The 21934-nt window shown below is 49.5% G+C and carries 20 protein-coding genes and 1 other annotated feature; of the genes, 17 read left to right on the top strand and 3 right to left on the bottom strand.

The window, feature by feature from the left end; genetic code table 11:
• Positions 1-19: 19 nt before the first annotated feature.
• Positions 20-1435: an FAD-binding oxidoreductase gene (locus HPY31_RS11875; protein WP_172140872.1), complete on the top strand. Its 1416-nt coding sequence runs from the start codon at positions 20-22 to the stop codon at positions 1433-1435.
• Positions 1428-2747, top strand: coding sequence for a (Fe-S)-binding protein (locus HPY31_RS11870; protein ID WP_172140871.1), 1320 nt, complete (start codon positions 1428-1430; stop codon positions 2745-2747). The genes HPY31_RS11875 and HPY31_RS11870 overlap by 8 nt, the downstream gene beginning before the upstream one ends.
• A 36-nt stretch (positions 2748-2783) precedes the next feature.
• On the opposite strand, the gene HPY31_RS11865 is transcribed toward HPY31_RS11870, so the two are convergent.
• Complete coding sequence (locus HPY31_RS11865; RefSeq protein ID WP_172140870.1) at positions 2784-4028, bottom strand: pyridoxal-phosphate-dependent aminotransferase family protein; 1245 nt, start codon at positions 4026-4028, stop codon at positions 2784-2786.
• A 94-nt stretch (positions 4029-4122) separates the two neighbouring features.
• Positions 4123-5154: a sporulation integral membrane protein YtvI gene (gene ytvI / locus HPY31_RS11860; protein WP_172140869.1), complete on the bottom strand. Its 1032-nt coding sequence runs from the start codon at positions 5152-5154 to the stop codon at positions 4123-4125.
• Between the two features lie 264 nt (positions 5155-5418).
• Between ytvI and HPY31_RS11855 the strand changes: the two genes are divergently transcribed.
• From HPY31_RS11855 to HPY31_RS11790, 14 genes are all read left to right on the top strand, one after another.
• The gene (locus HPY31_RS11855) at positions 5419-6693 is read left to right on the top strand and encodes a cation:dicarboxylate symporter family transporter (RefSeq protein WP_012685250.1); all 1275 of its coding nucleotides are present in this window, start codon (positions 5419-5421) and stop codon (positions 6691-6693) included.
• Between the two features lie 448 nt (positions 6694-7141).
• Positions 7142-8050: an NUDIX hydrolase gene (locus HPY31_RS11850; RefSeq protein ID WP_172140868.1), complete on the top strand. Its 909-nt coding sequence runs from the start codon at positions 7142-7144 to the stop codon at positions 8048-8050.
• Positions 8051-8074: 24 nt separating this feature from the next.
• Positions 8075-8935, top strand: coding sequence for a TIGR02452 family protein (locus HPY31_RS11845; RefSeq protein WP_172140867.1), 861 nt, complete (start codon positions 8075-8077; stop codon positions 8933-8935).
• Positions 8932-9645 (top strand): nicotinamide riboside transporter PnuC, encoded by a 714-nt coding sequence (pnuC, locus tag HPY31_RS11840; RefSeq protein WP_172140866.1) that lies wholly within the window; start codon positions 8932-8934, stop codon positions 9643-9645. The genes HPY31_RS11845 and pnuC overlap by 4 nt, the downstream gene beginning before the upstream one ends.
• Complete coding sequence (nadR, locus tag HPY31_RS11835; protein WP_172140865.1) at positions 9633-10691, top strand: multifunctional transcriptional regulator/nicotinamide-nucleotide adenylyltransferase/ribosylnicotinamide kinase NadR; 1059 nt, start codon at positions 9633-9635, stop codon at positions 10689-10691. The genes pnuC and nadR overlap by 13 nt, the downstream gene beginning before the upstream one ends.
• A gap of 41 nt (positions 10692-10732) precedes the next feature.
• Positions 10733-11356 carry a DUF1802 family protein gene (locus tag HPY31_RS11830; RefSeq protein ID WP_172140864.1) on the top strand — a complete coding sequence of 208 codons (624 nt, stop codon included), beginning with the start codon at positions 10733-10735 and terminating at the stop codon, positions 11354-11356.
• The gene (locus HPY31_RS11825; protein WP_172140863.1) at positions 11353-12333 is read left to right on the top strand and encodes a quinone oxidoreductase family protein; all 981 of its coding nucleotides are present in this window, start codon (positions 11353-11355) and stop codon (positions 12331-12333) included. Before HPY31_RS11830 ends, HPY31_RS11825 begins: the two co-directional genes overlap by 4 nt.
• Positions 12334-12401: 68 nt before the next feature.
• Positions 12402-12881: a GNAT family N-acetyltransferase gene (locus tag HPY31_RS11820; RefSeq protein ID WP_172140862.1), complete on the top strand. Its 480-nt coding sequence runs from the start codon at positions 12402-12404 to the stop codon at positions 12879-12881.
• 235 nt (positions 12882-13116) lie between these two features.
• A complete protein-coding gene (locus HPY31_RS11815) occupies positions 13117-13554 on the top strand; it encodes an RrF2 family transcriptional regulator (RefSeq protein WP_016741060.1) in 438 nt (145 codons plus the stop codon).
• Positions 13555-13616: 62 nt separating this feature from the next.
• Positions 13617-14003, top strand: coding sequence for an IDEAL domain-containing protein (locus tag HPY31_RS11810; RefSeq protein WP_172140861.1), 387 nt, complete (start codon positions 13617-13619; stop codon positions 14001-14003).
• Positions 14004-14032: 29 nt separating this feature from the next.
• Entirely contained in the window at positions 14033-14596 is a 564-nt protein-coding gene (locus tag HPY31_RS11805) for a thioredoxin family protein (protein WP_172140860.1), read from the top strand.
• Between the two features lie 32 nt (positions 14597-14628).
• A complete protein-coding gene (locus HPY31_RS11800) occupies positions 14629-15834 on the top strand; it encodes an MFS transporter (RefSeq protein ID WP_172140859.1) in 1206 nt (401 codons plus the stop codon).
• 55 nt (positions 15835-15889) lie between these two features.
• Positions 15890-16148 (top strand) — a binding site (T-box leader).
• Between the two features lie 69 nt (positions 16149-16217).
• On the top strand, positions 16218-19298 hold the full coding sequence (ileS, locus tag HPY31_RS11795) for an isoleucine--tRNA ligase (protein WP_172141026.1): 3081 nt from the start codon (positions 16218-16220) through the stop codon (positions 19296-19298).
• A gap of 116 nt (positions 19299-19414) precedes the next feature.
• Positions 19415-20389 carry a Gfo/Idh/MocA family protein gene (locus tag HPY31_RS11790; protein ID WP_172140858.1) on the top strand — a complete coding sequence of 325 codons (975 nt, stop codon included), beginning with the start codon at positions 19415-19417 and terminating at the stop codon, positions 20387-20389.
• A 79-nt stretch (positions 20390-20468) separates the two neighbouring features.
• On the opposite strand, the gene HPY31_RS11785 is transcribed toward HPY31_RS11790, so the two are convergent.
• Positions 20469-21059, bottom strand: coding sequence for a TetR/AcrR family transcriptional regulator (locus HPY31_RS11785; RefSeq protein ID WP_172140857.1), 591 nt, complete (start codon positions 21057-21059; stop codon positions 20469-20471).
• A 151-nt stretch (positions 21060-21210) separates the two neighbouring features.
• On the opposite strand from HPY31_RS11785, the gene HPY31_RS11780 reads away from it, so the two are divergent.
• A complete protein-coding gene (locus tag HPY31_RS11780; RefSeq protein ID WP_172140856.1) occupies positions 21211-21849 on the top strand; it encodes a DUF2306 domain-containing protein in 639 nt (212 codons plus the stop codon).
• Positions 21850-21934: the final 85 nt, after the last annotated feature.

Below are 21934 nucleotides of genomic sequence, written 5' to 3'. Positions count from 1 at the left end.
GAAAGGGTGGAGAGATTCCATGTTGCCAGCATCCATTCGCGAAGAGCTGCGTGCCATCGTCGGAGCGAAAAACTGTCTCGACAAACAGGAAGCATTAGTTGCCTATTCGTATGACGCGACCCCGATGCAGCAAGCATTACCGGATGTGGTCGTCATGCCGAAGAGCACAGCCGAAATCCAACAGGTCATGCGAGTAGCTGCACGACATCACATCCCGATTGTTACGCGTGGCGCAGGCTCAAATCTATGCGGAGGCACGATACCAGTCGGTGGCGGAATTGTTTTGGTGTTGAGCCGGATGAATCAGATTGTAGAGATTGACGAGCAAAATTTGACGATTACGGTGCAGCCGGGGGTACGAACAGTCGACATCCATCAGGCGGTAGAGGCACTCGGTTTGTTTTATCCACCAGATCCAGGCAGCATGGTCATCTCCACGATTGGTGGGAATATTGCGCTCAATTCGGGTGGACTGCGCGGTTTGAAGTACGGAACCACCAAGGATTACGTGCTGGGTCTCGAAGCTGTGTTGCCGAACGGAGAGGTCATCCGTACTGGGGGCAAGCTGATGAAGGATGTAGCGGGCTATGATCTGACCAAGCTTTTGGTCGGTAGCGAGGGCACGTTGGCGATCATTACCGAGGCGATTCTCAAGCTGATTCCGAAGCCGCAGACACAGCGAGTTATGCTCGCGATGTTCGCAGATATGGCACAGGCGGCGAGGTCTGTTTCCGATATTATTGCCAACCGGATTATTCCTGGAACGCTGGAATTTCTCGACCAGGGTACGATCCGTGTTGTCGAGGATTTCAAACAGATCGGGCTTCCGACAGATGTGGCGGCGATCCTCCTCATCGGTCAGGACGGAGAGCCACAGACGGTTGATCGGGATATGGAGCAGATCGCTGCTATTTGCAAGAAAAATGCAGCCGTCCAAATCAAGGTAGCGACGACAGCGGAGGAAGCTGATGAGGTGATGACTGCCAGACGCAGTGCGCTCGCCGCATTGTCCCGGATGCGTCCAACGACCATATTGGAGGACGCAACCGTTCCTCGTGCCGCGATTGCGCCCATGGTCGCCGCGATCCAAGAGATTACAGAGCGTTACGGACTGCATATTTGCACTTTTGGTCATGCAGGTGACGGCAATTTGCATCCGACCTGCATGACAGACGCTCGCAATACGGAAGAGATCGAGCGTGTCGAGCATGCCTTCGAGGAAATTTTCGCAGCGGCAATCGATTTGGGCGGCACGATTACGGGAGAGCATGGTGTAGGAATCGTCAAGGCACCGTATTTGGAGTGGAAAGTAGGGGCCGCAGGTATGGAGATCATGAAAGGCATCAAGCACGCTTTCGATCCTCACAATCTCCTGAACCCTGACAAGATGTTTGCGAAACAGTCCCGGAACAGAGTGGTGGTCCAGCGTGCTTAAAGAAGCCTTGGTAAAGAAACTCGATTACGATGAACTGTCCAACTGCATGCGCTGTGGCTTCTGTCAGCCAGCCTGTCCGACCTTTCGGGAAACTGGCTATGAGGCGGCTTCTCCACGAGGTCGCCTCGCCTTGATGAAAGCCGTAGCAGACGGTGTCATGGAGCCGGACAAAGATTTCATCGATCAAATGAATCTGTGTCTAGGCTGTCGGGCATGTGAGCCGGTATGCCCAGCAGGTGTGCCGTACGGTCAGCTAATCGAGCAGACGCGAGAAGCGATCGAAGAGGCGCAGGAGCATCCATGGTGGGTCAAAGCCGTCCGCAAGCTCGTGTTTTTCCACCTGTTTCCTCATCAGAAGCGCATGTACCAGCTCGGCGGACTCTTGCGCTTCTATCAACGCTCAGGTATGCAAAAAGCCGTTCGCAAGCTGGGGGTGCTGTCGATCCTGCCAAAGCAAATGCGGGAAATGGAAGCAATCATGCCAGAAGCATCTGGAAAAGGTGTCGTGGACTTTTTCGGTGGCACGGTTATCCCAGCCGTAGGCGAGCGCAAGTATCGTGTCGGGATGTTTCACGGCTGCATCATGGATGTCTTGTTTAATGAGACGAATCGGAACACCGTTCGGCTTTTGAGTGAGGCAGGCTGTGAGGTCATCATCGCTCCAGACCAGGTTTGCTGCGGCGCTCTCCATGCACATAGCGGTGAACGTGAACAGGCTCGCCATCTGGCGCGAAAAAATGTAGCTGCTTTTCACAAGGCTGACGTGGATTTCATTGTATCCAATGCAGGTGGTTGCGGGGCGATGCTTCTAGAATACGAACACTTGCTGGCAAAAGATGCCCTGTGGCAGGAGAAAGCACAATGGTTCGCTTCACGCGTGAAGGATATTAGCGAGATGCTTACACTCCTTGTCGAGCCAAAAGAATGGCAGTCATTGCCGCAACGAATCACCTATCAATCCTCCTGTCACCTGCGCAACGGGATGAAGGTGACCAAAGAGCCAGTGAGCCTCTTGCAAGCCATTCCGGGAGCTACATACGTACAGCTTCGCGAAGGAGATCGCTGCTGCGGTTCGGCTGGCATTTACAATCTGGTTCAGCCTGAAATGGCCGGGAGTCTTTTAGACGAAAAAATGGGGCATGTAGTGGCTACTCATGCAGACATTCTTGTGACCTCGAATCCGGGCTGTCTGTTGCAAATGAAAGCAGGCATTCACCAGGCAGGACTAGAAGGAAAGATGGAAGCCGTGCACATCGTCGATTTATTGGCACGTGTGCAGCAGGAAGAAAAGCCATTGTCGCCCCCTGAGTGAGTGGGGATGACAAAGGCTTTTTCTGCTTAAGAGAGGCTAGCTGTTTTGCCCTTTTTCCTGATCGTAGATATCCAATGCAGCTTGAACGGCGCGCCCAGCGTGTACACGGGCTCCATGCCGAATGAGAACGGCTTCCAACGCCCCTAGCACATGCAAAATATTTTTCTTCCGGCAGCTGTAGCCCATTGTGCCAATCCGCCAGATTGTTCCTTTTAGCGGCCCAAAGGAACTGGCAATTTCAATATGAAAATCTTCGAGCAGCATAGCACGGACTGACTCTCCGTCGAGCCCGTCCGGAATTTTAATACAGGTCACGACGGGAAGCTTGCAAGCCGGATCACCATAGAGCTGCAAACCCATCGCCAACACACCAGCGACCAAGGCTTGTTCATGCAAGCGATGTCTGGCAAATCTCGCCTCCAGACCTTCCGTGAGGGCGATGCGCACTCCTTCGCGCAAGGCGTACAGCATCGTTGTCGCCTCTGTATGGTGGTTCAGCCGTGCGGGTCCCCAGTAATCCATGAGCTGGCTCAAGTCAAAATAGTTGCTGCGGATCGTTCGTGTTTGAGTAGATTTCGGAGCAGAGGGATCAGCGAGTCCACGCTCAATTTTTTTGCGTTGGAGCAAGAGTGCTTCTATACGAGAGTTAAACGTGATCGGAGCCATTCCAGAGGGGACCGACAAGCATTTTTGTGTGCCGCCAATACAAGCGTCGATATACCAATCGTCTACCTTCACTTCTGTCCCGCCGATCGAAGCGACAGCATCGACGACAAACAGCACATCCATCCGGCGGCAAGCTTCTCCGATTTCTTTCAAAGGCTGAACACAGCCAGTGGATGTTTCGCCGTGAACCATTGCTACGATTTTGGGCTGAACTCGCTCGATTTCGGCAATCACGTCCTGCGGTTCAAAGACACTTCCCCAGCGCGTTTCCATCGTCATCACATCTGCGCCGTACCTTTCCGCAATCTCCGTAAGCAAGTGCCCGAATCGTCCATAAATGGGTACAAGCACCCGATCTCCTGGTTCAATTATGCTACACAAAACAGCCTCGATGCCCGCCCGGGAAGTTCCATCTATAGGGAAAGCCCAATGATTGGCTGTCTGAAACAATTTCCGAAGCATTTCCATTGTTTCGTTCATGATGTCTGTGAATTCTGGATCGAATTGTCCCAAAATGGGCGATCCCATCACGCGGAGAACACTAGGCTCGGCCTCGACTGGCCCTGGCGTCATGATTGTCCGGTGTGAGGTGGTCAGTTCTTTGTATGCACGCATAAGCTCTCCCCCAGATCTTTCTATATCAACGGCCGCTTTTCCGATTCCATTACCGGAAAAAACGGCCGTAGCACTACCTTTTCTTTTGTGCCCATCAAAAATCGATTTTGAAATTCAAGAATCCAGCTTTTCTCAGCGCCTCGTAGATAATGACGAGCGCTGGACCAAGTATCAGCCCGAAAAATCCCAGCACCTGAAATCCGAGGAACATGCTGACAAGAGCGGCCAGGGCGCTTATTCCCAGATTAGATGCGAGTATCTTTGGTTCAATAATGCGGCGGACGACCGTAATCACGAGGAAGATGACGATCAGGCCGATTGCCAAAGAAGAGTTACCCATCAAGAAGGTGTAAATAGCCCATGGGACGAGGAACGAGCCTGTACCTAAGATGGGGAGAATATCGACGAAAACGATCATGAGCGAAATGACGGCTGCATACTTGACCTGCAAAATGAGCAATCCCAATAAGGACAGCGCGAACGTCATCAGGCTCAAGATGATTTGGGCACGTAAAAAACCAAGGGTGGCACGGTTCAATTGAGAGATAACCACCTCGATCTTTTCACGAGCAGATACGGTGAACATTCTCATGAACCCAGCACGCAACTTCGGCAAATCGAGACTGATCAAAAACAAGGCAACCAAGTAAATAATCGTGGAGATCAAAAAGCCCGGAATGATGGCTGCCACACCGAGAATCCCTTTGGCAACCGTAGAGGCTGAAGTAAGCGCCCAGCTTTTCAGCCCAGCGAAGACACTTTGGATTTCCGATACGGTTTCAGCAGGTAACGACGCATAGTAAGCTTCCCAGCTCATCAAATAGGACTCGACCAACTCAAAAATATGCTGTGAATAAGCCGGTAATCGATGAGCCAAATCCATTCCCTGAATCACAATCTGCGTACCGATCCAGTACAGTACAATCCCAAAAGAAATGAGAAACAGGAAAAAGGCTGTGATTACCGCACTCATCCGATTCATTCGTAGTCTTTTGATAAGAAACAAGACGAGCGGCTCAACCAGAATTGCAGTTAACAGTGCTAGCAAAAAGGGGACGGAGTAAGGCAAAAGAAACAACCCGACTGCTAGAACTAGTAGCAGGATGATCAGTTTCCGAATCGTCATGACTGCGCTCCATTCTGAGTGAAAAGTCGCTGAAAAATTGATTCTCTTATTTTATCATTTTTCCAGAAATGAATACAATGAGCCCAATCATATCGCGAAATTGATAGATAATATCAGAAAAAACAAAGAAATGAAAAGAATACAAAAAAGGGGAAAACACAAAAAGTCATGATATGATGCTCACCTATATACCACTCAAGTTTGATGCGTGTAAGCATATCGTCTTGAGAGTCACATCTTATTCTTTCATAGCGAGGTGTCGGAATGAAGCGGTTTGGATTAGCGATGCAGATTGTCGTCGGTCTCATTCTGGGTATCCTGGTGGGTGCCATTTTTTACGGCAACCCGGCAGTGGCGACCTATTTACAGCCTATCGGTGATATTTTTCTCCGGTTGATTAAAATGATTGTCGTTCCGATCGTTGTTGCGACGCTTATTGTGGGCGTAGCAGGCGTGGGTGACATGAAAAAGCTCGGCAAAATTGGTGGTAAAACAATTCTGTATTTTGAAATCGTTACCACGATTGCCATTATCATTGGTCTTTTGGCGGCCAATATCTTTCAACCGGGTGTCGGCGTGGATCGAACAGTCCTTACCAAAACTGATATCCACAAGTATGTAGACACGGCAGAAGCAACACAGAGCCACGGTATGGTGGAAACATTCGTTAAGATTGTACCAACGAATATCTTTGATTCGCTTGCTCGTGGTGATATGTTAGCGATTATTTTCTTCTCGGTTCTGTTTGGACTTGGTGTCGCAGCAGCAGGGGAGAAAGGAAGGCCGGTTCTCAACTTTTTCAATGGAGTCGCGGACGCCATGTTCTGGGTTGTGAACACCATCATGCGTTTCGCTCCGTTCGGTGTTTTTGCACTGATTGGTGTTACCGTTTCCAAATTTGGTTTGTCTTCCTTGATTCCATTGGGGAAACTGGTTATTTTGGTTCACGTTGCCATGGTGTTCTTCATCTTGGTGGTATTGGGCATCATCGCACGTATCAGCGGAATCAAAATCACTTCCCTTCTGCGTGTATTGAAGGACGAGCTGTTGTTGGCTTACTCCACTTCCAGCTCCGAGACTGTACTGCCTAAAATTATGGAAAAAATGGAGAAGATGGGCTGTCCGAAGGCGATCGCGTCCTTTGTTATTCCGACAGGCTACTCCTTCAACCTGGATGGTTCCACACTGTATCAGGCACTGGCTGCTCTGTTCATCGCGCAAATGTATGGTATTCACATGCCAATTAGCACACAGATCACGCTGATGCTCGTACTGATGGTTACGTCTAAAGGGATCGCTGGTGTACCGGGAGTATCGTTCGTAGTACTGTTGGCTACGCTTGGCTCTGTAGGTCTCCCAGTAGAAGGTCTTGCTTTCATCGCCGGTGTAGACCGTTTGATGGACATGGCTCGTACAGTTGTTAACGTAGTAGGGAATGCGTTGGCAGCAATCGTGATCTCTCGTTGGGAAGGTCAGTTCGACAAAAAGAAAGCAGACGATTATGTTCAGGCAGTAAAAGCCGATCCAAGTGCTGCTTAATAGTAGCTATGAATAATGTTTAAGAAGCCTCCTGTCAGTGAATGAGCTGGCAGGGGGCTTTTTTGCATTTGGTTAAAAAAGTGGCTTTGGTGGTGGAAGAAGCGCATTTCCAGTCTACGCTTCGGCCTCCGCCCCGCAAGGGGTATAACTGTTCGCTTCGTAATAAATGGCGGGAGCGCTTCAAACGTAGAAGTTTCGAAGAGGTATCCCATAAGTGAAGCTGAAATTCCCCGCCATTTATCATTTATTACGAAGCTGGGAGGGGCTCCAGAGGCGCTGGGACTGGCAATGCGCTTCTTCTACGCGGCTTTTTTAGACAATAAAATCTCTCACTATTTTTTGTTGACACCAATAAAAGGAAAGAGTAATATGATACCAACAACTTGATAATAACATTTTGTTAATAACAAAAAACAACAACAAATCAGCAGCAAAAAGAGGCGATTGGATGAAAGATAAACCTTCTGTCAATAAACAAGGTCAAACGGAACAGGAGTACTTGGAAGCTTATGATGTCAGCCAATTCGAGCGACCGTCTGTGACAGTCGATATGCTGGTATTCACCGTGATGGATGAGCTGGAGGAGAATTACCGCAAGCTCTCGCCCAAGTCGTTGAAAATATTGCTCGTGAAGCGTGGTGAGCATCCGTATATTGGCCAATGGGCGCTGCCAGGTGGGTTTGTTACACCTGGGGAGAGTCTGGAGGAGGCAGCCAGACGCGAGCTGCGTACGGAAACAAACGTAGACGACATTTACTTGGAGCAGCTCTACACCTGGGGCGATGCGGGCAGAGATCCACGGACATGGGTTATTAGCACGTCGTACATGGCCTTGGTAGACAGCTCGTCTTTACAGCTACAGGCAGGGGATGATGCTGAGGAAGCCGAGTGGTACCGCATCGAGGACAGGTGGCTAAAAGAAACGAAGACGGCGACGATTGACGGCTCCATTACTGAAAAATGGCTGGAGCTGCGACTTGTACATGAGAGAGAAGAACTGTCTGCCACGATTAAAATTACCAAAACAGTAACGGGCCGCACTGTACGTGAGACCCGCGAAATTGTAGAGACGAACAACCTTGCATTTGATCACGCCAAAATCATTCAATACGCACTGGAGCGATTGCGTAACAAGATTGAATACACAGATATCGCCTTTGCCTTAATGCCGGAGCTGTTTACGCTAAGCGATCTGCAACAGGTGTACGAAGTGATTTTGGGACGTGAGCTGTTGGCTGCGGCGTTTCGGAGGAAGGTAGCCGACAAAGTGGTGGAAACGAATCAATATCGAAAACATGCCGGGCACCGACCATCCAAGTATTTCCGCTTTAACCCGGAATGGATGGATCAGACGTAGCCTTGTACCAGGGAGGAAATCACAATGAATCAGGGACACAATCGAAGCGTACGCGTACGAATCGCGCAAGAGACGCTGCAAATCATAGAGCAGGGCTACTACGTAAACAAAGCGGGAGAAAAGAAGAGCATAACGGAGGATCTCGCTGCTGCCATCAGCCAGTCGGTCTTGTACCGTCCAAATGATTTGGCTGCAGACACAGTACAACTGCCATCGCATCAAACAACAGCTGCACAACTGCGTGCCAAGATCGAGGTTACCTCGGAATCCAGCTTGGATGCAGCCAAGCGCCTTGTCGTTTCTGAGAAACGAGCAGATGCCGTATGCTTGAATTTTGCTTCCGCCAAAAATCCGGGCGGAGGATTCCTAGGGGGAAGCCAGGCGCAGGAAGAGAGCTTGGCGCGTTCCTCCGGTCTGTATCCTTGCATCGTGCAAATGCAGGAAATGTACACCTATCATCGCCAGTTGAAAACCTGCTTTTACTCCGATTACATGATTTATTCACCGCGCGTCCCCGTGCTCCGCGATCAAAGCGATCAGCTTTTGCCTGATCCATACCTCTTGTCTTTCGTTACGGCGCCTGCTGTGAATGCGGGGGTTGTTCGTGAGCGAGAGCCTGAAAATATCGCAAAGATTGGTCCTGTCATGATGGAGCGCATCCGGAAAGTTTTGCGGGCAGCAGCCATTCACAACCACCGGACGATTATTTTGGGGGCGTACGGCTGCGGAGTATTCCGCAACAAAGCGGAGGACGTAGCAGATTACTTTGCAACTATTTTGATCGAGGAACAGTATGCACAGCTTTTTGATCACATCGTGTTTGCCGTCTACGACAATTCTGCGCGCCAGGAAAACCTGCGAGCGTTCAAGGAGAGATTCGCATGAATGCGAAAAGCACCGGCTTTTTAGCAGACTGGAATTGGTTTGAAAAAATTTGGCTCATCTCGTTTACACTCGTTACCCTCTACTTGTATTTCGCGCTGGATGATACATTCATCGGCTTGATCGCCTCCTTAACAGGGATGCTGAGTGTCGTGCTCGTCGCCAAAGGAAAGACGTGGAGTTATTATCCGGGTATCATCAATGTGGTTTTGTACGCGTTCGTCGCCTATGGGCAGAAGTATTATGGCGAAGTCATGCTGAATCTTCTCTATTTTTTGCCGATGCAATTCATAGGACTCTACCTGTGGCGCAAAAACCGCGTGTCCGAAGTCAAACAAAATGACGTCAAAATTGCGATTTTGTCCAACCGAGCACGCATCTGGTGGACGATCTTGAGTATCATCGCAACCATTGCCTACGGGTTTGTATTGAAGCAAATGGGCGGGGCCTTGCCTTTTGTTGATTCCTTGACGGCTGTTCTCTCCGTCATCGCGATGCTTTTCATGGTGAAGCGCTTGGTCGAGCAGTGGGTGGTCTGGATCATTATTGATCTATTCACGATCTACATGTGGCTTGCAGCGTTTTTGAAGGACGGAAGCGATGTCTCGATGCTGGTCATGTGGTCCGCTTATTTGGTGAATGCCATCTACGGCTTGATGAACTGGGTAAGACAGTATCGCAAGCAAAGGGAGGAGCAGACATGGGGGGCGTAGGCTTCATTGGCGGCAAATTTTTGCCACTGCATCAAGGACATGTATACGCAATTACACAGGCGGCCTGCCGCTGCGACGAGCTGTACGTCGTTCTTTCGCACAGCCCCACACGCGACCGAAAGCTGTGTGAGGAGGCAGGAATCAAGCCAATCCCCTATGAAGTACGGTTGAGATGGCTGTCCACGCTGGTTAAGGACATGGAAAATGTCCATGTGCTTGCAGTCGAGGATCTTGCGGATAGCGACGAGAGCTACGATTGGGAGGCGGGAGCAGCGGACATCAAGCGCAAGATCGGGAAAAAAATCGATCTGGTTTTTAGCTCTGAGTCCGCCTATGATCCGATTTTTCGCCGTTTATACCCGGAGGCAGCGCACATCATTCTCGATGAATCGCGCAGCCAAGTACCGATCTCCGCTACCCAGATTCGCAACGAAGGGGTCTTCGCTCATTGGCAGCACATCCCGGCCATTGTTCAGCCCTATTTCGTCAAAAAGGTCGTCGTGGTAGGGACAGAGAGCTGCGGAAAATCGACCTTGACCCGCTACCTTGCGAAAATCTACAACACCGTGTTTGTCGAGGAGTATGGGCGCACAATCTGCGAAGAGGTTGGGGGCTGCGATACGATTTTGACACCGGAGTATTTTCCGCACATCGCGTATGGTCACAAAATGCAAGAATACAAAGCGCTCCAGAAAGCCAACAAGCTCTTGTTTATCGATACCGAAGCGATTGTCACCCAGTTTTACTCTGAACTGTACACCGGGCAAACCTTCCCTGTTCTTGACCAGATCGCGGAAGAGCAAGCGTATGATTTGTGGCTGTTGATGGAGCCAGATGTCGCGTGGGTAGATGATGGACTGCGTGTGCACGGAGAAGAGCAAGTGCGCCTGAACAATCACGACAAGCTGCGTCAGATGCTGGACGAGCGGGGAATTACGTACGTGACATTGCGAGGGAATTATGCCGATAGACTGCAAGGAGCTATGCAGAATGTCGATCAACTGTTGAAGACGACTTCTCAACGAGCTGGAATTGGGCTAGACTAAAGTCATCAAACGATTCTGACAGTAGAAGGGAGCCGTGCTGCATGCAGTCGATCGTACAGCCGCTATCCCCCCTTAGCTTGAAGGAATGGGCAGTCGCCGTCAAAGCGCTTGGAGAAGGTGAGCAGATCATCACGATCCGCAAGGGTGGGTTATACGAAGAAACACGAGAATTCCGCTTGGAAAACAATCAATTCTATTTGTATCCGACCTATGAGCACCAGAAGCGCGACATGGTAAAGACAGACTACCAACACTTGCTAGATGCGACCCTCGAAGGCTGGACAATGGACAAGAAGACCGTGATGATCGAATATTTTGCCGAAGTAACCGACGATGTAGAACTCATGGATGAAACCAAGCTGCGCGCGCTATCGCCCTTCCACATCTGGACGGATAATTTCGCAGATGTGCGCTTGCATTGGAAGAAAAAACAGCCGCTGCACATTTTGTTCGTGCGGATGTATCGATTAGAGCAGCCGGTAGAAATTCCGATTGACGCTGCTTATCAGGGCTGCAAATCTTGGCATGATCTATTGGTGGAGATTCCGCGAGCTACGTTTACGCCTGTGCTTTCCGACGAGGAGTTCGCTGCGAAAAAAGCTGCGATCATGACCATTCTGCAAAACGAACATTCTATTTCAATCTCGTCTGGAGGGTTCTCATGAAAGCGATCCTGGTAACGGAATTAGGCGGGCCGGAGACGATGAAATATGCGGAAGTCGAGATGCCGATCATGTCATCTACACAAGTCCTGATCCGCGTCGAGATGACCAGTGTCAATTTTGCCGATATCAAATCCAGGTATGGAAAAAAGGGAGCAGCCAAGCTGCCGTTTATCCCGGGACTCGATGCGACTGGCGTGATCGAACAGGTGGGGGCAGAGGTGCAAAGCCTGAAGGTGGGACAACGAGTCATTGCGTTTCCTGCCAACGGATCATACGCCGAGTATATCGTGGCGGATGAGTGTTTGACTTTTGCACTGCCAGATCAAATCAGCACGGAAACAGCAGCCGCTTGCCCAGTCGTGTCATTTACTTCGTATCAGCTACTGGCGAAGGTTGCCCGCATTGCCAAAGGGGAAACCGTATTGATACACGCTGCGGCAGGCGGAATCGGGACGACGGCGATTCAATTAGCCAAGCTGCTCGGAGCAGGTCGTGTCATCGGCACAGTCGGTAATGAAGCAAAGGCGGAAATTGCCTTGTCAGCTGGTGCTGATCATGTGATCTGCAATGATCGCGAAGATTTTGTGGAGAAGGTACATGCGCTGACGGATGGTGCGGGAGCCGATGTCATTTTGGACTCGATTTCTGGAACGGTGAGCGAGCGTAGTCTCGAGTGCCTCGCTTGGTACGGCCGACTCGTCCATTTTGGCAATGCCAGCGGCGAAATCGGTCAGATCAAGACAATCGATTTGCACGCAAGCTGCCGCTCTGTATTAGGCTTCAGCTTTGGTACGACACGTAAGCTGCGTCCACACTTGTTACAGGATACTGCCAAGCAAGTTTTGGACTATTTGGCTAATGGACAGCTGGACATCAAGATCGGCAAGCATTTTGCATTGGAAGAAGCAGCAAGAGCCCATGCGTTGGTAGAGAGTAGGGCGAGTACAGGAAAAGTACTGCTGGATGTGCGTTCGTAACGATGTGAAGCCCTTGCTGACTCAAAAGCGAGGGCTTATTTTCTATCATTTTTGGAGAGGTGAATGCTATGCAGATGATTTCAACAAGTGAACTGGACAAAAACGTCATCACTGAATTTTTCATCAAACATTGGGGAAGTCCGCAAATGGTCATCTCCAGTGGCGTTTTCCAATGCGATGCGCTGGACGGCTACGCAATAATGGGTGAAGAGGGTGTAATCAATGGATTTATTTCCTATGCGCTCGAAGATCAGGAATGTGAAATCATTTCCTTGGACAGTGTGATCGAAAACAAAGGAATCGGGACCGCCCTTCTCAACCAAGTAGAGCAGACCTCCAAAGAAAAAGGCTGCCACCGCATGAAGCTCGTCACCACCAACGATAACCTGCACGCCATGGGCTTTTACCAAAAAAGAGGCTATCAGTTTAACGAGCTGTACATCCATGCTGTGGACAAGGCCCGGCAAATCAAACCAGAAATCCCCCTTATTGCAGACAATGGCATCCCAATCCGCGATGAAATTCTTTTTATTAAAAATCTTTTTTAAAATAGCCCCGAAGAAGCAATAGCTGTCCGAAAAGCGAAGGTACATGTTTGGAAGGAGACCGCCCGAACGTAGTGAGGAAAAAGGCGACTGGAAAACATGTGCCTTCGCTTCCCCCGACCACCAAAGATGAAAAACCTCTCGGTTTTTAAAAAAAGTTTGCCCCCACACAATTGTTGACATTCGTAACTGTACGAATTATTATTACAGTACTCTTCGCAAGGAGGCCGTCTGTGACGTGAATAGTGAATTTACCATTGCTGTTCACAGCTTGGCTTTGTTGGCTCATATCCCAGAGCATATGGCAAGCAGTGAGCTCATCGCAAAAAATGTATGTACGAATCCAGCCAGAATTCGCAAAATCATGAGCATTCTGCGTAAGAACGGATTTGTGAAGACCAAAGAGGGAATTGGCGGCGGTTATATACTCGCATGCGACCCGAATGAGGTCACCTTGGCCGAGATATATCGTTCGATCTCGAATGGTACGCTGAAGCCGCACTGGTGTTCGGGAGATCCGCAAGAAGCGTGTCAGGTTTCTGCGAATATGCACGGAGTTATGGATCAGATTTTTACCGAAGCAGAGATGTACTTTACAAAATATTTGGAACAAATCACGATCCAAACCGTATTAGATAAAGTCCGTCATGGATGTCAGGAGAGTTCGCAACAGTAACCATACAAATATTTAACATGGAAACTGTAATGATTTCCGTTACAATTAGGAGGTGCACCAGAATGAATCGAGATGAGTTATTGGAAGTCGGAGAATGGGTTTTGGGCAAAACCAAATTCGGCGAGTTAGTTCAAGGCTTCGTCGAAACAGATGATTCATTGCGAGGTACCGCGAAAGTATATGTGGTTCAATGCGACAACGAAGAGACGATCGGCAAGCTGGTGGTGATTCCGAGACAGTGGATGGATCGCATTCCAGTAGGCTCTTTTGATGATGAAGAGCATATGCATGATTTGATCGACCTCGCCCTCGCAACCAAAGATAGAGAGTGGTTTATGGATCTGACTGCCAAGGCAAGCAACGTGAAACAGTCAGGGAAAGAAGCCCGCAAAACAAGAAGCTCTTCCATTCGCAATCGCTTGGGAACTTCTGCTATTTGGGAGCAATAATTTTTCACTATACAGGAGGAGTACGGAGTATGTCTGTCGTGAATCATAACAGTTGGTTTGAAAAAGGAATGAGCTTTACGGCGTACAAAGAAAGCATGAACGTCAATAAAGAAGAGCTGTCCCGTGTGTACGATCAGCTCACATTTACTGACGAGGATCTGGCTGTCTGGAAGGATCTCTCCCAGCGTAATTGGAAAGGGATCGTGCTGACCGCAGACTGGTGTGGGGATGCTTCCCTATGTGTTCCTGTCATTCAGCGAATTGCCGAGGAGAGCAACATCGAATTGCGCTTTCTCATCCGTGACGAAAATCTCGAGCTGATGGATCAGTACTTGACCAATGGTACAGCACGTGCGATCCCGATCTTTATTTTCCTCGACCAGGATGGCTACGAGGCAAGAGTTTGGGGACCTCGTTCTCCAGAAGTGCAGGAAATGATTACGACTGCCCGTGCTGGATTGCCGGCTGCTGACGCTCCTGATTTTGAGGAAAAGCAAAAGGAGCTGTACCGCAACTTTAAGCAACAGATTTCAACAGACCCTGCCATTTGGCGTACGGTGATTGAGAGTGTGAAAGCGAAGCTGCAAGGCTAAAGAGAAAAATCTACTAGGATAGGACTGGATAAATGAAAATGAATGCACAAGAGAATAGTGAGCGACCGATTCTCTTCCTGATGATTAACATGTTTATCGCCATGCTGGGGATTGGCTTGATTATTCCGATTTTGCCCGAGTTTCTTAAAGAGTTCGGCGCGGGTGGGGAGACGGCTGGATACCTGGTGGCGGCTTTTGGTGTGACTCAATTTCTTTTTTCTCCGATTGCGGGGGAATGGTCGGATAAGTACGGTCGTAAAATCATGATTGTAATGGGACTCGTCCTGTTTACGATCTCCAACCTGGTTTTTGCCTTGGCTGAACAGACATGGGTGCTCTACCTTTCCCGTCTGATCGGCGGGATCGGGGCAGCAGCGATGATTCCGTCCATGCTGGCGTATGTTGCGGACATTACGACCGAGGATAAACGTGGAAAAGGACTGGGGATGCTCGGAGCCGCCATGTCTCTCGGATTTGTTATCGGACCTGGTATTGGCGGATTTTTGGCAGAGCTTGGCTTGCGTATGCCGTTCTACATTTCCGCGGCAGTTGGTGCGGTAGCCACACTCGGTTCCATCTTCTTCTTGTCAGAATCTCTTCCGAAAGAGAAGCAGCTCGCGTTACGAAACGCCAAAGACAAACAGGAAAACATCTTCGTACAGCTCGGCAAGTCGTTCCAATCGTCGTACTTCATCATGCTGGTACTGGTCTTTACGATGACGTTTGGCTTGGCGAACTTCGAAGTTATCTTCCCGCTGTTCGTCGATGCAAAGTTCGCTTATACTCCACGTGATATTTCCATCATTATCACAGTGGGAGCACTTGCTGGTACGATTGTGCAGGCAGCGCTGATCGGCAAGCTCATTACTCGTTTTGGCGAGAAAAAACTCATTAACGTGACGTTCTTCTTGTCTGCTGTTTCGATGGTGATGATGTTATTGTCGGGTAACTTCTGGTATATGCTGATTATGACGGTTCTCTTCTTTACCCTGACGTCGATTATGCGTCCAGCAATCAACACGCTGATCTCCAAGCGTGCGGGGGATGAACAGGGCTTCGTAGCGGGGATGAACAATGCGTATATGAGTCTGGGGAATATTTTTGGTCCAGCGGTGGCAGGTACGTTGTACGGGGTGCATTTGAACGCACCGTATTTGTTTGGCGCGATTATCCTGGTTCTTAGCTTGTTCTTGTCGCAGGTGGAAAGCCGTCGCAGCGTGAAGCGCGTCGTGGCCTAACCCTTGACAGTTTCTAGAAAACCGTGTAAAAAGTAAAGTAACAAGAATAACACCAACAAATTCATTGACGAGAAAGAGTAAGCTAATCCCCTTGTTCCCCAGAGAGTTGGCCCTAGTGCTGAAAGCCAACGTTCAAGACTTAGCCGAAAATCCTCTCCGAGAAGGAAAGCTGAAGCATTTGGAGTAAGCTGACCCGGAATCCCACCGTTACAAGGGACGCGTATGATGGTACGTAGTAGAGGTGCCGAAATAACATGCTTGCATGAAGATTTCGGAACAAGGGTGGTATCGCGAGATCAAATCTCGTCCCTTAGGGGGCGGGATTTTTTTGCGTTCTATGAACCTACACTTCTACGCAAACTACAGAAGAAGGAGTGTACATGATGAGGAAAGTAGACGTAAAAGAAAAAGCAAGGGCACGAGAGTTACGTGTTTTGGAACAGTGGAGGAAAGACGATACATTCCGCAAGTCAATGGACAATCGGCTGGGAAAGCCAAACTTCGTCTTTTATGAAGGTCCTCCGACCGCCAACGGACAGCCGCATATCGGTCACGTGCTCGGACGGGTCATTAAGGATTTTATCGGGCGCTACAAAACGATGTCCGGCTACCGGGTCGTCCGCAAAGCAGGCTGGGATACACATGGTCTTCCGGTAGAGCTTGGGGTGGAAAAGCGACTTGGCATTTCTGGCAAGCAGGAGATCGAAAACTACGGGGTGGCCAAGTTCGTTGAAGAGTGTAAAAACAGTGTATTCGAGTACGAAAAGCAATGGCGCGAGCTGACGGAAGGCATTGCCTATTGGACGGATATGGAGCATCCATATGTGACGCTGACCAACGACTACATCGAAAGTGTCTGGCACATTCTTTCCGAGATCCATAAAAAAGAACTGTTGTACAAAGGCCATCGTGTCAGTCCGTATTGCCCGGATTGCCAGACGACGCTCAGCTCCCATGAAGTGGCGCAGGGCTATGAAGACGTGAAGGACTTGAGTGCGACGGTCAAATTCAAAAGCAAGACAAGCGATGACTACTTCCTCGCGTGGACGACAACGCCATGGACACTTCCAGCCAACGTGGCTTTGGCTGTAAACAAAGAGCTCGATTACGTGCGGGTGAAGCACAAGGATGAAGTGTACGTCGTAGCAAAAAATCTCGCGGAGAAGGTCTTCAAGGAAGACTACGAGGTTTTGTCCACGCACAAAGGCGCAGAATTGGTCGGGACCCCGTATGAGCCGCCTTTTGGCTATATCAAGGTAAACCATGGGCATTTCGTCGTCGATGCAGACTATGTCAGTGACACGAGCGGAACGGGCATCGTGCATACTGCGCCAGCGCATGGGGAGGATGACTATCGCACAACTCGTCAGCATGGACTTGATTTCGTGAACGTCGTGAATTTGGCTGGTCGCTATATGGATCAAATCTCAGATTTCGCAGGTCGGTTCGTGAAGGATTGCGACGTCGATATCGTCAAGGACTTGTCACATCGCGGTCTGCTGTTTTCCAAGGAGCGCTACGAGCATAGCTATCCGTTCTGCTGGCGCTGCAAATCGCCACTGCTCTACTACGCGATGGAGAGCTGGTTCATCAAAACGACAGCGATCAAGGATCAGCTGATCGAAAACAATCGTAAGATCGACTGGTATCCGGGCCACTTGCGCGAAGGACGCTTCGGGAAATTCCTCGAAGAGCTTGTAGACTGGAATATTAGCCGCAATCGGTATTGGGGGACGCCGCTCAATTTGTGGCTATGTCAGGATTGTGGCAGCGAATATGCGCCAGGCAGTGTAGCAGAGTTGCGTGAGAAATCTGTGGTACCAATCGACGAGAAGCTGGAGCTGCACAAGCCATTTGTGGATGAGGTGAAGCTGCGCTGCTCTTGCGGTGGTACGATGGAGCGGACACCTGAGGTCATCGATGTATGGTTCGACAGCGGTTCGATGCCGTTTGCTCAATACCATCATCCATTCGGAGACGAAAAGGTGTTCGAGGAGCAGTACCCTGCCGACATCATTTCGGAAGGAATCGATCAGACGCGGGGCTGGTTCTTCAGTTTGTTGGCAGTATCTACCCTGTATAACGGAAAAGCACCCTACAAGGCGGTCATCTCTACCGGTCACGTTTTGGATGAACACGGTCAGAAGATGTCTAAAAGCAAAGGAAACGGGATCGATCCGTGGGAGGTAATCGAGGAGTTCGGAGCGGATGCGTTCCGCTGGGCTCTTTTGTCTGACAGTGCGCCGTGGAGCAGCAAGCGGTTCTCCAAGCGGATCGTTGCCGAGGCGAAGTACAAAGTGATCGATAAGATCCATAACACGCATGATTTTTATACGTTATACGCCTTGATCGATGCATTCAAGCCAGAAGAGCATCCATCGCAACCACTTGTGAACGAGCTGGATCGTTGGATACTTTCCCGCTTGCATACCACCTTGCAGCATGTGGTAAAAGGTCTGGAAACCTATGATTTCATGAACTCGGCGGGACATATCGAAGCGTTCGTCGACGAGTTGAGCAACTGGTACATCCGTCGTTCGCGGGATCGCTTCTGGAGCAGTGGGATGACGCCTGACAAAGTATCTGCTTACCAGACCCTACGAGAAGTGTTGCTGACGCTGGCGAAGATGATCGCACCATACGCGCCGCTGATTGCAGAAGATATGTATGGCAATTTGGGGGGAGACGGCAGTGTTCATTTGACTGACTATCCGAAGGTAAACGCAGAAGCAATCGACGAAACCCTTGAGCGGGACATGGAAACGGCTCGAAACATCGTGGAGCTGGCGCGAAATGTCCGCAACGAAACCGGACTCAAGACCAGACAGCCTCTGTCCGAGCTGATCGTAACGATGGAGCAGCCATTTAACCTCGAGCGGTTTGCTGGCATTATCGAAGACGAGATCAATGTCAAAAACATTCGGGTAGAGCAAAGCGACAGCAGCTTTGTGACGTATCATTTCAAGCTCAACCTGAAGGTAGCCGGGAAAAAGTACGGCAAGCTCGTTGGGCCAATCCAAGGCTATTTAAAAGAATGGAAAGCAGCCGATGCACAGAAGGCAGTGGACAATGGCTACTTGGATGTGGAGGTCGCAGGCGAGAGTGTGCGGCTTACGCTAGATGAGCTGCTTGTGGAAAAGCAAGGGAAGCAAGGCTTCGCTTCTGCATCCGGCTATCAGCTTCACGTGGCCTTGAATACGACACTTACAGAAGAGCTTGAGCAAGAAGGCTTGGTTCGTGAAGTCATTCGCGTCATTCAGGATGCACGCAAAAAGCTGGATTTGCCCATCGATAAACGTGTCCGGCTCACCTTGGATGTGGACGATGAGCTGCGAGCAGCATTAGAGCGTTTTGATCATGTTTTGCGTGGGAGTGTACTCGTTTCAGATGTGTCTTTTGCGAAAATAGCAGATAGGGAGACCGTTTCGATCGGAGACAAAACGTTAGGTTTGCAAATCGGATAAAAAAGGAAGCTCAGCAGCAGCTGACAATCTGAGCTTTTCAGAAGGAATGTTCAAATCAATGGAGAAAGGGGTAGAGGCACGAAGACGAACATTCATCAGGAAGCGAGGAAAGGCAGATGGATCAAGTGAAATGGAACGTTGGGGTGATTGGCGCAGGCGTCATGGGCGAACGCATGATGAACGCGATCCGTACCCACGAAAAATTTCGAGTAGCCGCAGTGAGTGATGTATCAGCGGAAAGAGCACAGGAAGCCGCGCAAAAGTCCGGCGATGTGCCTTGGTACACAAATTATAAGGAATTATTGAAAAAGGTAGAGCTGGACGTCATCTATTTGGCAGTTCCTCCGAAATTCCATCATGCGATTGCCCTGGATGTGCTGGCGCACAAAAAGCATTTGCTCTGTGAAAAGCCGTTGGCTAATTCCTTGACAGAAGCGCAAGAAATGTTGGAAGCAGCAAATAACGCAGGGGTTGTCCATGTGATGAACTTCCCGCTCTACTATCAAGGTGTTTTTCCTGAGCTAACCCGCAGACTCGAAGCAATCGGAGATGTCCGCCGTATCGATATCCTGACGCATTTTCACCAGTGGCCGCGTCCATGGCAGCAAACACCTTGGCTGGCTGGTCGTGAGCAAGGCGGTTTCATCCGTGAAGTGCTGCCTCATTTCACTCACCTGACTTACGAGCTCTTCGGAGACCTGCATGTAGTCCACTCAGAGGTAGACTATCCAGCAGATCCTGCGCTATGTGAGACAGGTGTATCGGCCTTTCTACGTCTGACAGATGGTACCCCGGTTACGATCAATGGCTTGGCGGGTATCGCGCATGAGGAGCATTTGGATTATCGCGTGTACGGTTCAAAAGGAACGCTGAGTGTCGTGAACTGGAGCAATCTGTTTGTGGGTGGACACGGCGAAGCACTCGTTCCGGCTGAAGTTCCGCAGCAAGACCGTCTCTCCCTGTTGTTGGATGAGCTGTCCATTGCGATAAACGGTGGCGATGCCAGACTGGTTACATTTGAAACAGGCGTGAAAGTACAGCAAGTGCTGGAAGCATTGCTCGGACATGAAAAAGTACATTACATCAAATAGATAGTAGCAGGAAAAGTCCACGAAAAAAGAGCAGGTAGGCAGGGGTAGCACATCCTGCGCGACTGCTCTTTTCTTTTTGCTAGGGCCTGTATGTCTGTAAAAGCTGCTCAATATGCTTGATGGCAAAATGGACATGCTTGTTATCCTGTGTGAGTCTGCTTGCCATGATGGCCCCTTCAATGGAGGAAAAGATAAACGAAGCGAGGGCTTCTGCGTCCATGTCAGAACGAAATTCTCCCTGGGCGATTCCTTCTTCCAACAATCCCTGCATGAACGAAATGACCTCTCGGTAAGCGGTGACGGCATAATCGCGAAGAACAGGGAACGAATGGTCACTTTCGACGGCTGTGTTGAGAAGCGGGCAGCCACCTTGGAGCGGGGGATTGTTTACCGCATCAGAATACACCTTTGCCATGGCTACGATTTTTCCAGTGGCTGTGTCCTGTTTTTCTAGTGCAGCCGCAAAATGTTCTTGTAACACTTCACCCGCATATTTGAAGGCCTCTATGGCAATTTCATCTTTACTGGCAAAACCTCTGTAGAGGGCACCTTTGGTAAGTCCCGTGGCATCCATGATGTCTTGCATGGAGGTTCCTGTATATCCGTATTGATTAAACAGCTCTGCTGACTTCTGGATAATATACAGCTTTGTTTTTTCGCCTTTTCGCATCGCGATAGTCCTTTCATTCGGCCAACACGGTCTATATTCGTCCAAGTTATTGTAACATTTCTCTCGTGTACGAAAGAAGGCAATCATGTAAAATCAAAAAGAGACCGAACCGTTCGGTATCAAAAAATCGAACAAAGGGTTGTGTGACAGGATGAACCGTATCAAACCGTATTCGATTATCATTTTCGTCGTCTGTATAGCGATCACGTATGCACTCGTGCAAAACTTTATCATCGACCCAGAAGCAAAAGGCTTTCTCAGTCACAAGTCTGATTTCAACAAAGAGCGAATGAACACATCGATTTGGCTTACGGTCATGTACGTCCATTTGTTTTTTGCCCTGATTGCCCTAATCTGTGGGGTGGCTAACTTTTCGGACAAGCTGCTCGCCCAGAACCGCAAGCTACATAAAGTAACAGGTTATGTTTATCTTTTTAGTGTGTTGGTTGTGGTAGTCACATCGGGGTATATGGCTCCTTATGTAACGGGTGGAAAAGTGGCGAGTTGGCCCTTCCACCTGTTGAACATCATCTGGCCGGCAATCACTATTACGGCGCTCGTCAAAATTAAAAAGCGCCAAGTCATAAAGCATAAGGAATGGATGGTCCGGAGTTTCGTCTTCTTATTTACCAACATGCTGATTCATCTCATGAAGCTGATCGTAGAGAAGGTGGTAGGCTTGCCGTATGAGCTCAGCTACACAATCAGTGTATATGCCGCCATGATTGGACTTGTCGTGACGGCAGAGATCATCATTCGTACAAAGTTGCGAGCACAGAAAAAGGCATGAGAGAGACGCAGCGCTTCTTAAAAAAAGCTTCGCATCAACCAACTCCATTGGTTCAGATGTGAAGCTTTTTTAGGGGGTAAGCCAT

It is taken from the genome of Brevibacillus sp. HB1.3 (genome assembly GCF_013186635.1).
GTDB classification, from domain to species: Bacteria; Bacillota; Bacilli; order Brevibacillales; family Brevibacillaceae; genus Brevibacillus; species Brevibacillus brevis_D.
This window is presented reverse-complemented; position numbering and strand designations above follow the sequence as displayed.

Bases quoted from the DNA above. Each gene is read 5' to 3' on its own strand.
- ileS (WP_172141026.1), top strand. From the start codon at position 16,218: ATGAGGAAAGTAGACGTAAAAGAAAAAGCAAGGGCACGAGAGTTACGT.
- HPY31_RS11830 (WP_172140864.1), top strand. From the start codon at position 10,733: ATGCAGTCGATCGTACAGCCGCTATCCCCCCTTAGCTTGAAGGAATGG.
- pnuC (WP_172140866.1), top strand. From the start codon at position 8,932: ATGAATGCGAAAAGCACCGGCTTTTTAGCAGACTGGAATTGGTTTGAA.
- HPY31_RS11825 (WP_172140863.1), top strand. From the start codon at position 11,353: ATGAAAGCGATCCTGGTAACGGAATTAGGCGGGCCGGAGACGATGAAA.
- HPY31_RS11850 (WP_172140868.1), top strand. From the start codon at position 7,142: ATGAAAGATAAACCTTCTGTCAATAAACAAGGTCAAACGGAACAGGAG.
- HPY31_RS11855 (WP_012685250.1), top strand. From the start codon at position 5,419: ATGAAGCGGTTTGGATTAGCGATGCAGATTGTCGTCGGTCTCATTCTG.
- HPY31_RS11805 (WP_172140860.1), top strand. From the start codon at position 14,033: ATGTCTGTCGTGAATCATAACAGTTGGTTTGAAAAAGGAATGAGCTTT.
- HPY31_RS11810 (WP_172140861.1), top strand. From the start codon at position 13,617: ATGAATCGAGATGAGTTATTGGAAGTCGGAGAATGGGTTTTGGGCAAA.
- HPY31_RS11875 (WP_172140872.1), top strand. From the start codon at position 20: ATGTTGCCAGCATCCATTCGCGAAGAGCTGCGTGCCATCGTCGGAGCG.
- HPY31_RS11780 (WP_172140856.1), top strand. From the start codon at position 21,211: ATGAACCGTATCAAACCGTATTCGATTATCATTTTCGTCGTCTGTATA.
- HPY31_RS11865 (WP_172140870.1), bottom strand. From the start codon at position 4,028: ATGCGTGCATACAAAGAACTGACCACCTCACACCGGACAATCATGACG.
- HPY31_RS11790 (WP_172140858.1), top strand. From the start codon at position 19,415: ATGGATCAAGTGAAATGGAACGTTGGGGTGATTGGCGCAGGCGTCATG.
- HPY31_RS11800 (WP_172140859.1), top strand. From the start codon at position 14,629: ATGAAAATGAATGCACAAGAGAATAGTGAGCGACCGATTCTCTTCCTG.
- ytvI (WP_172140869.1), bottom strand. From the start codon at position 5,154: ATGACGATTCGGAAACTGATCATCCTGCTACTAGTTCTAGCAGTCGGG.
- HPY31_RS11785 (WP_172140857.1), bottom strand. From the start codon at position 21,059: ATGCGAAAAGGCGAAAAAACAAAGCTGTATATTATCCAGAAGTCAGCA.
- nadR (WP_172140865.1), top strand. From the start codon at position 9,633: ATGGGGGGCGTAGGCTTCATTGGCGGCAAATTTTTGCCACTGCATCAA.
- HPY31_RS11820 (WP_172140862.1), top strand. From the start codon at position 12,402: ATGCAGATGATTTCAACAAGTGAACTGGACAAAAACGTCATCACTGAA.
- HPY31_RS11845 (WP_172140867.1), top strand. From the start codon at position 8,075: ATGAATCAGGGACACAATCGAAGCGTACGCGTACGAATCGCGCAAGAG.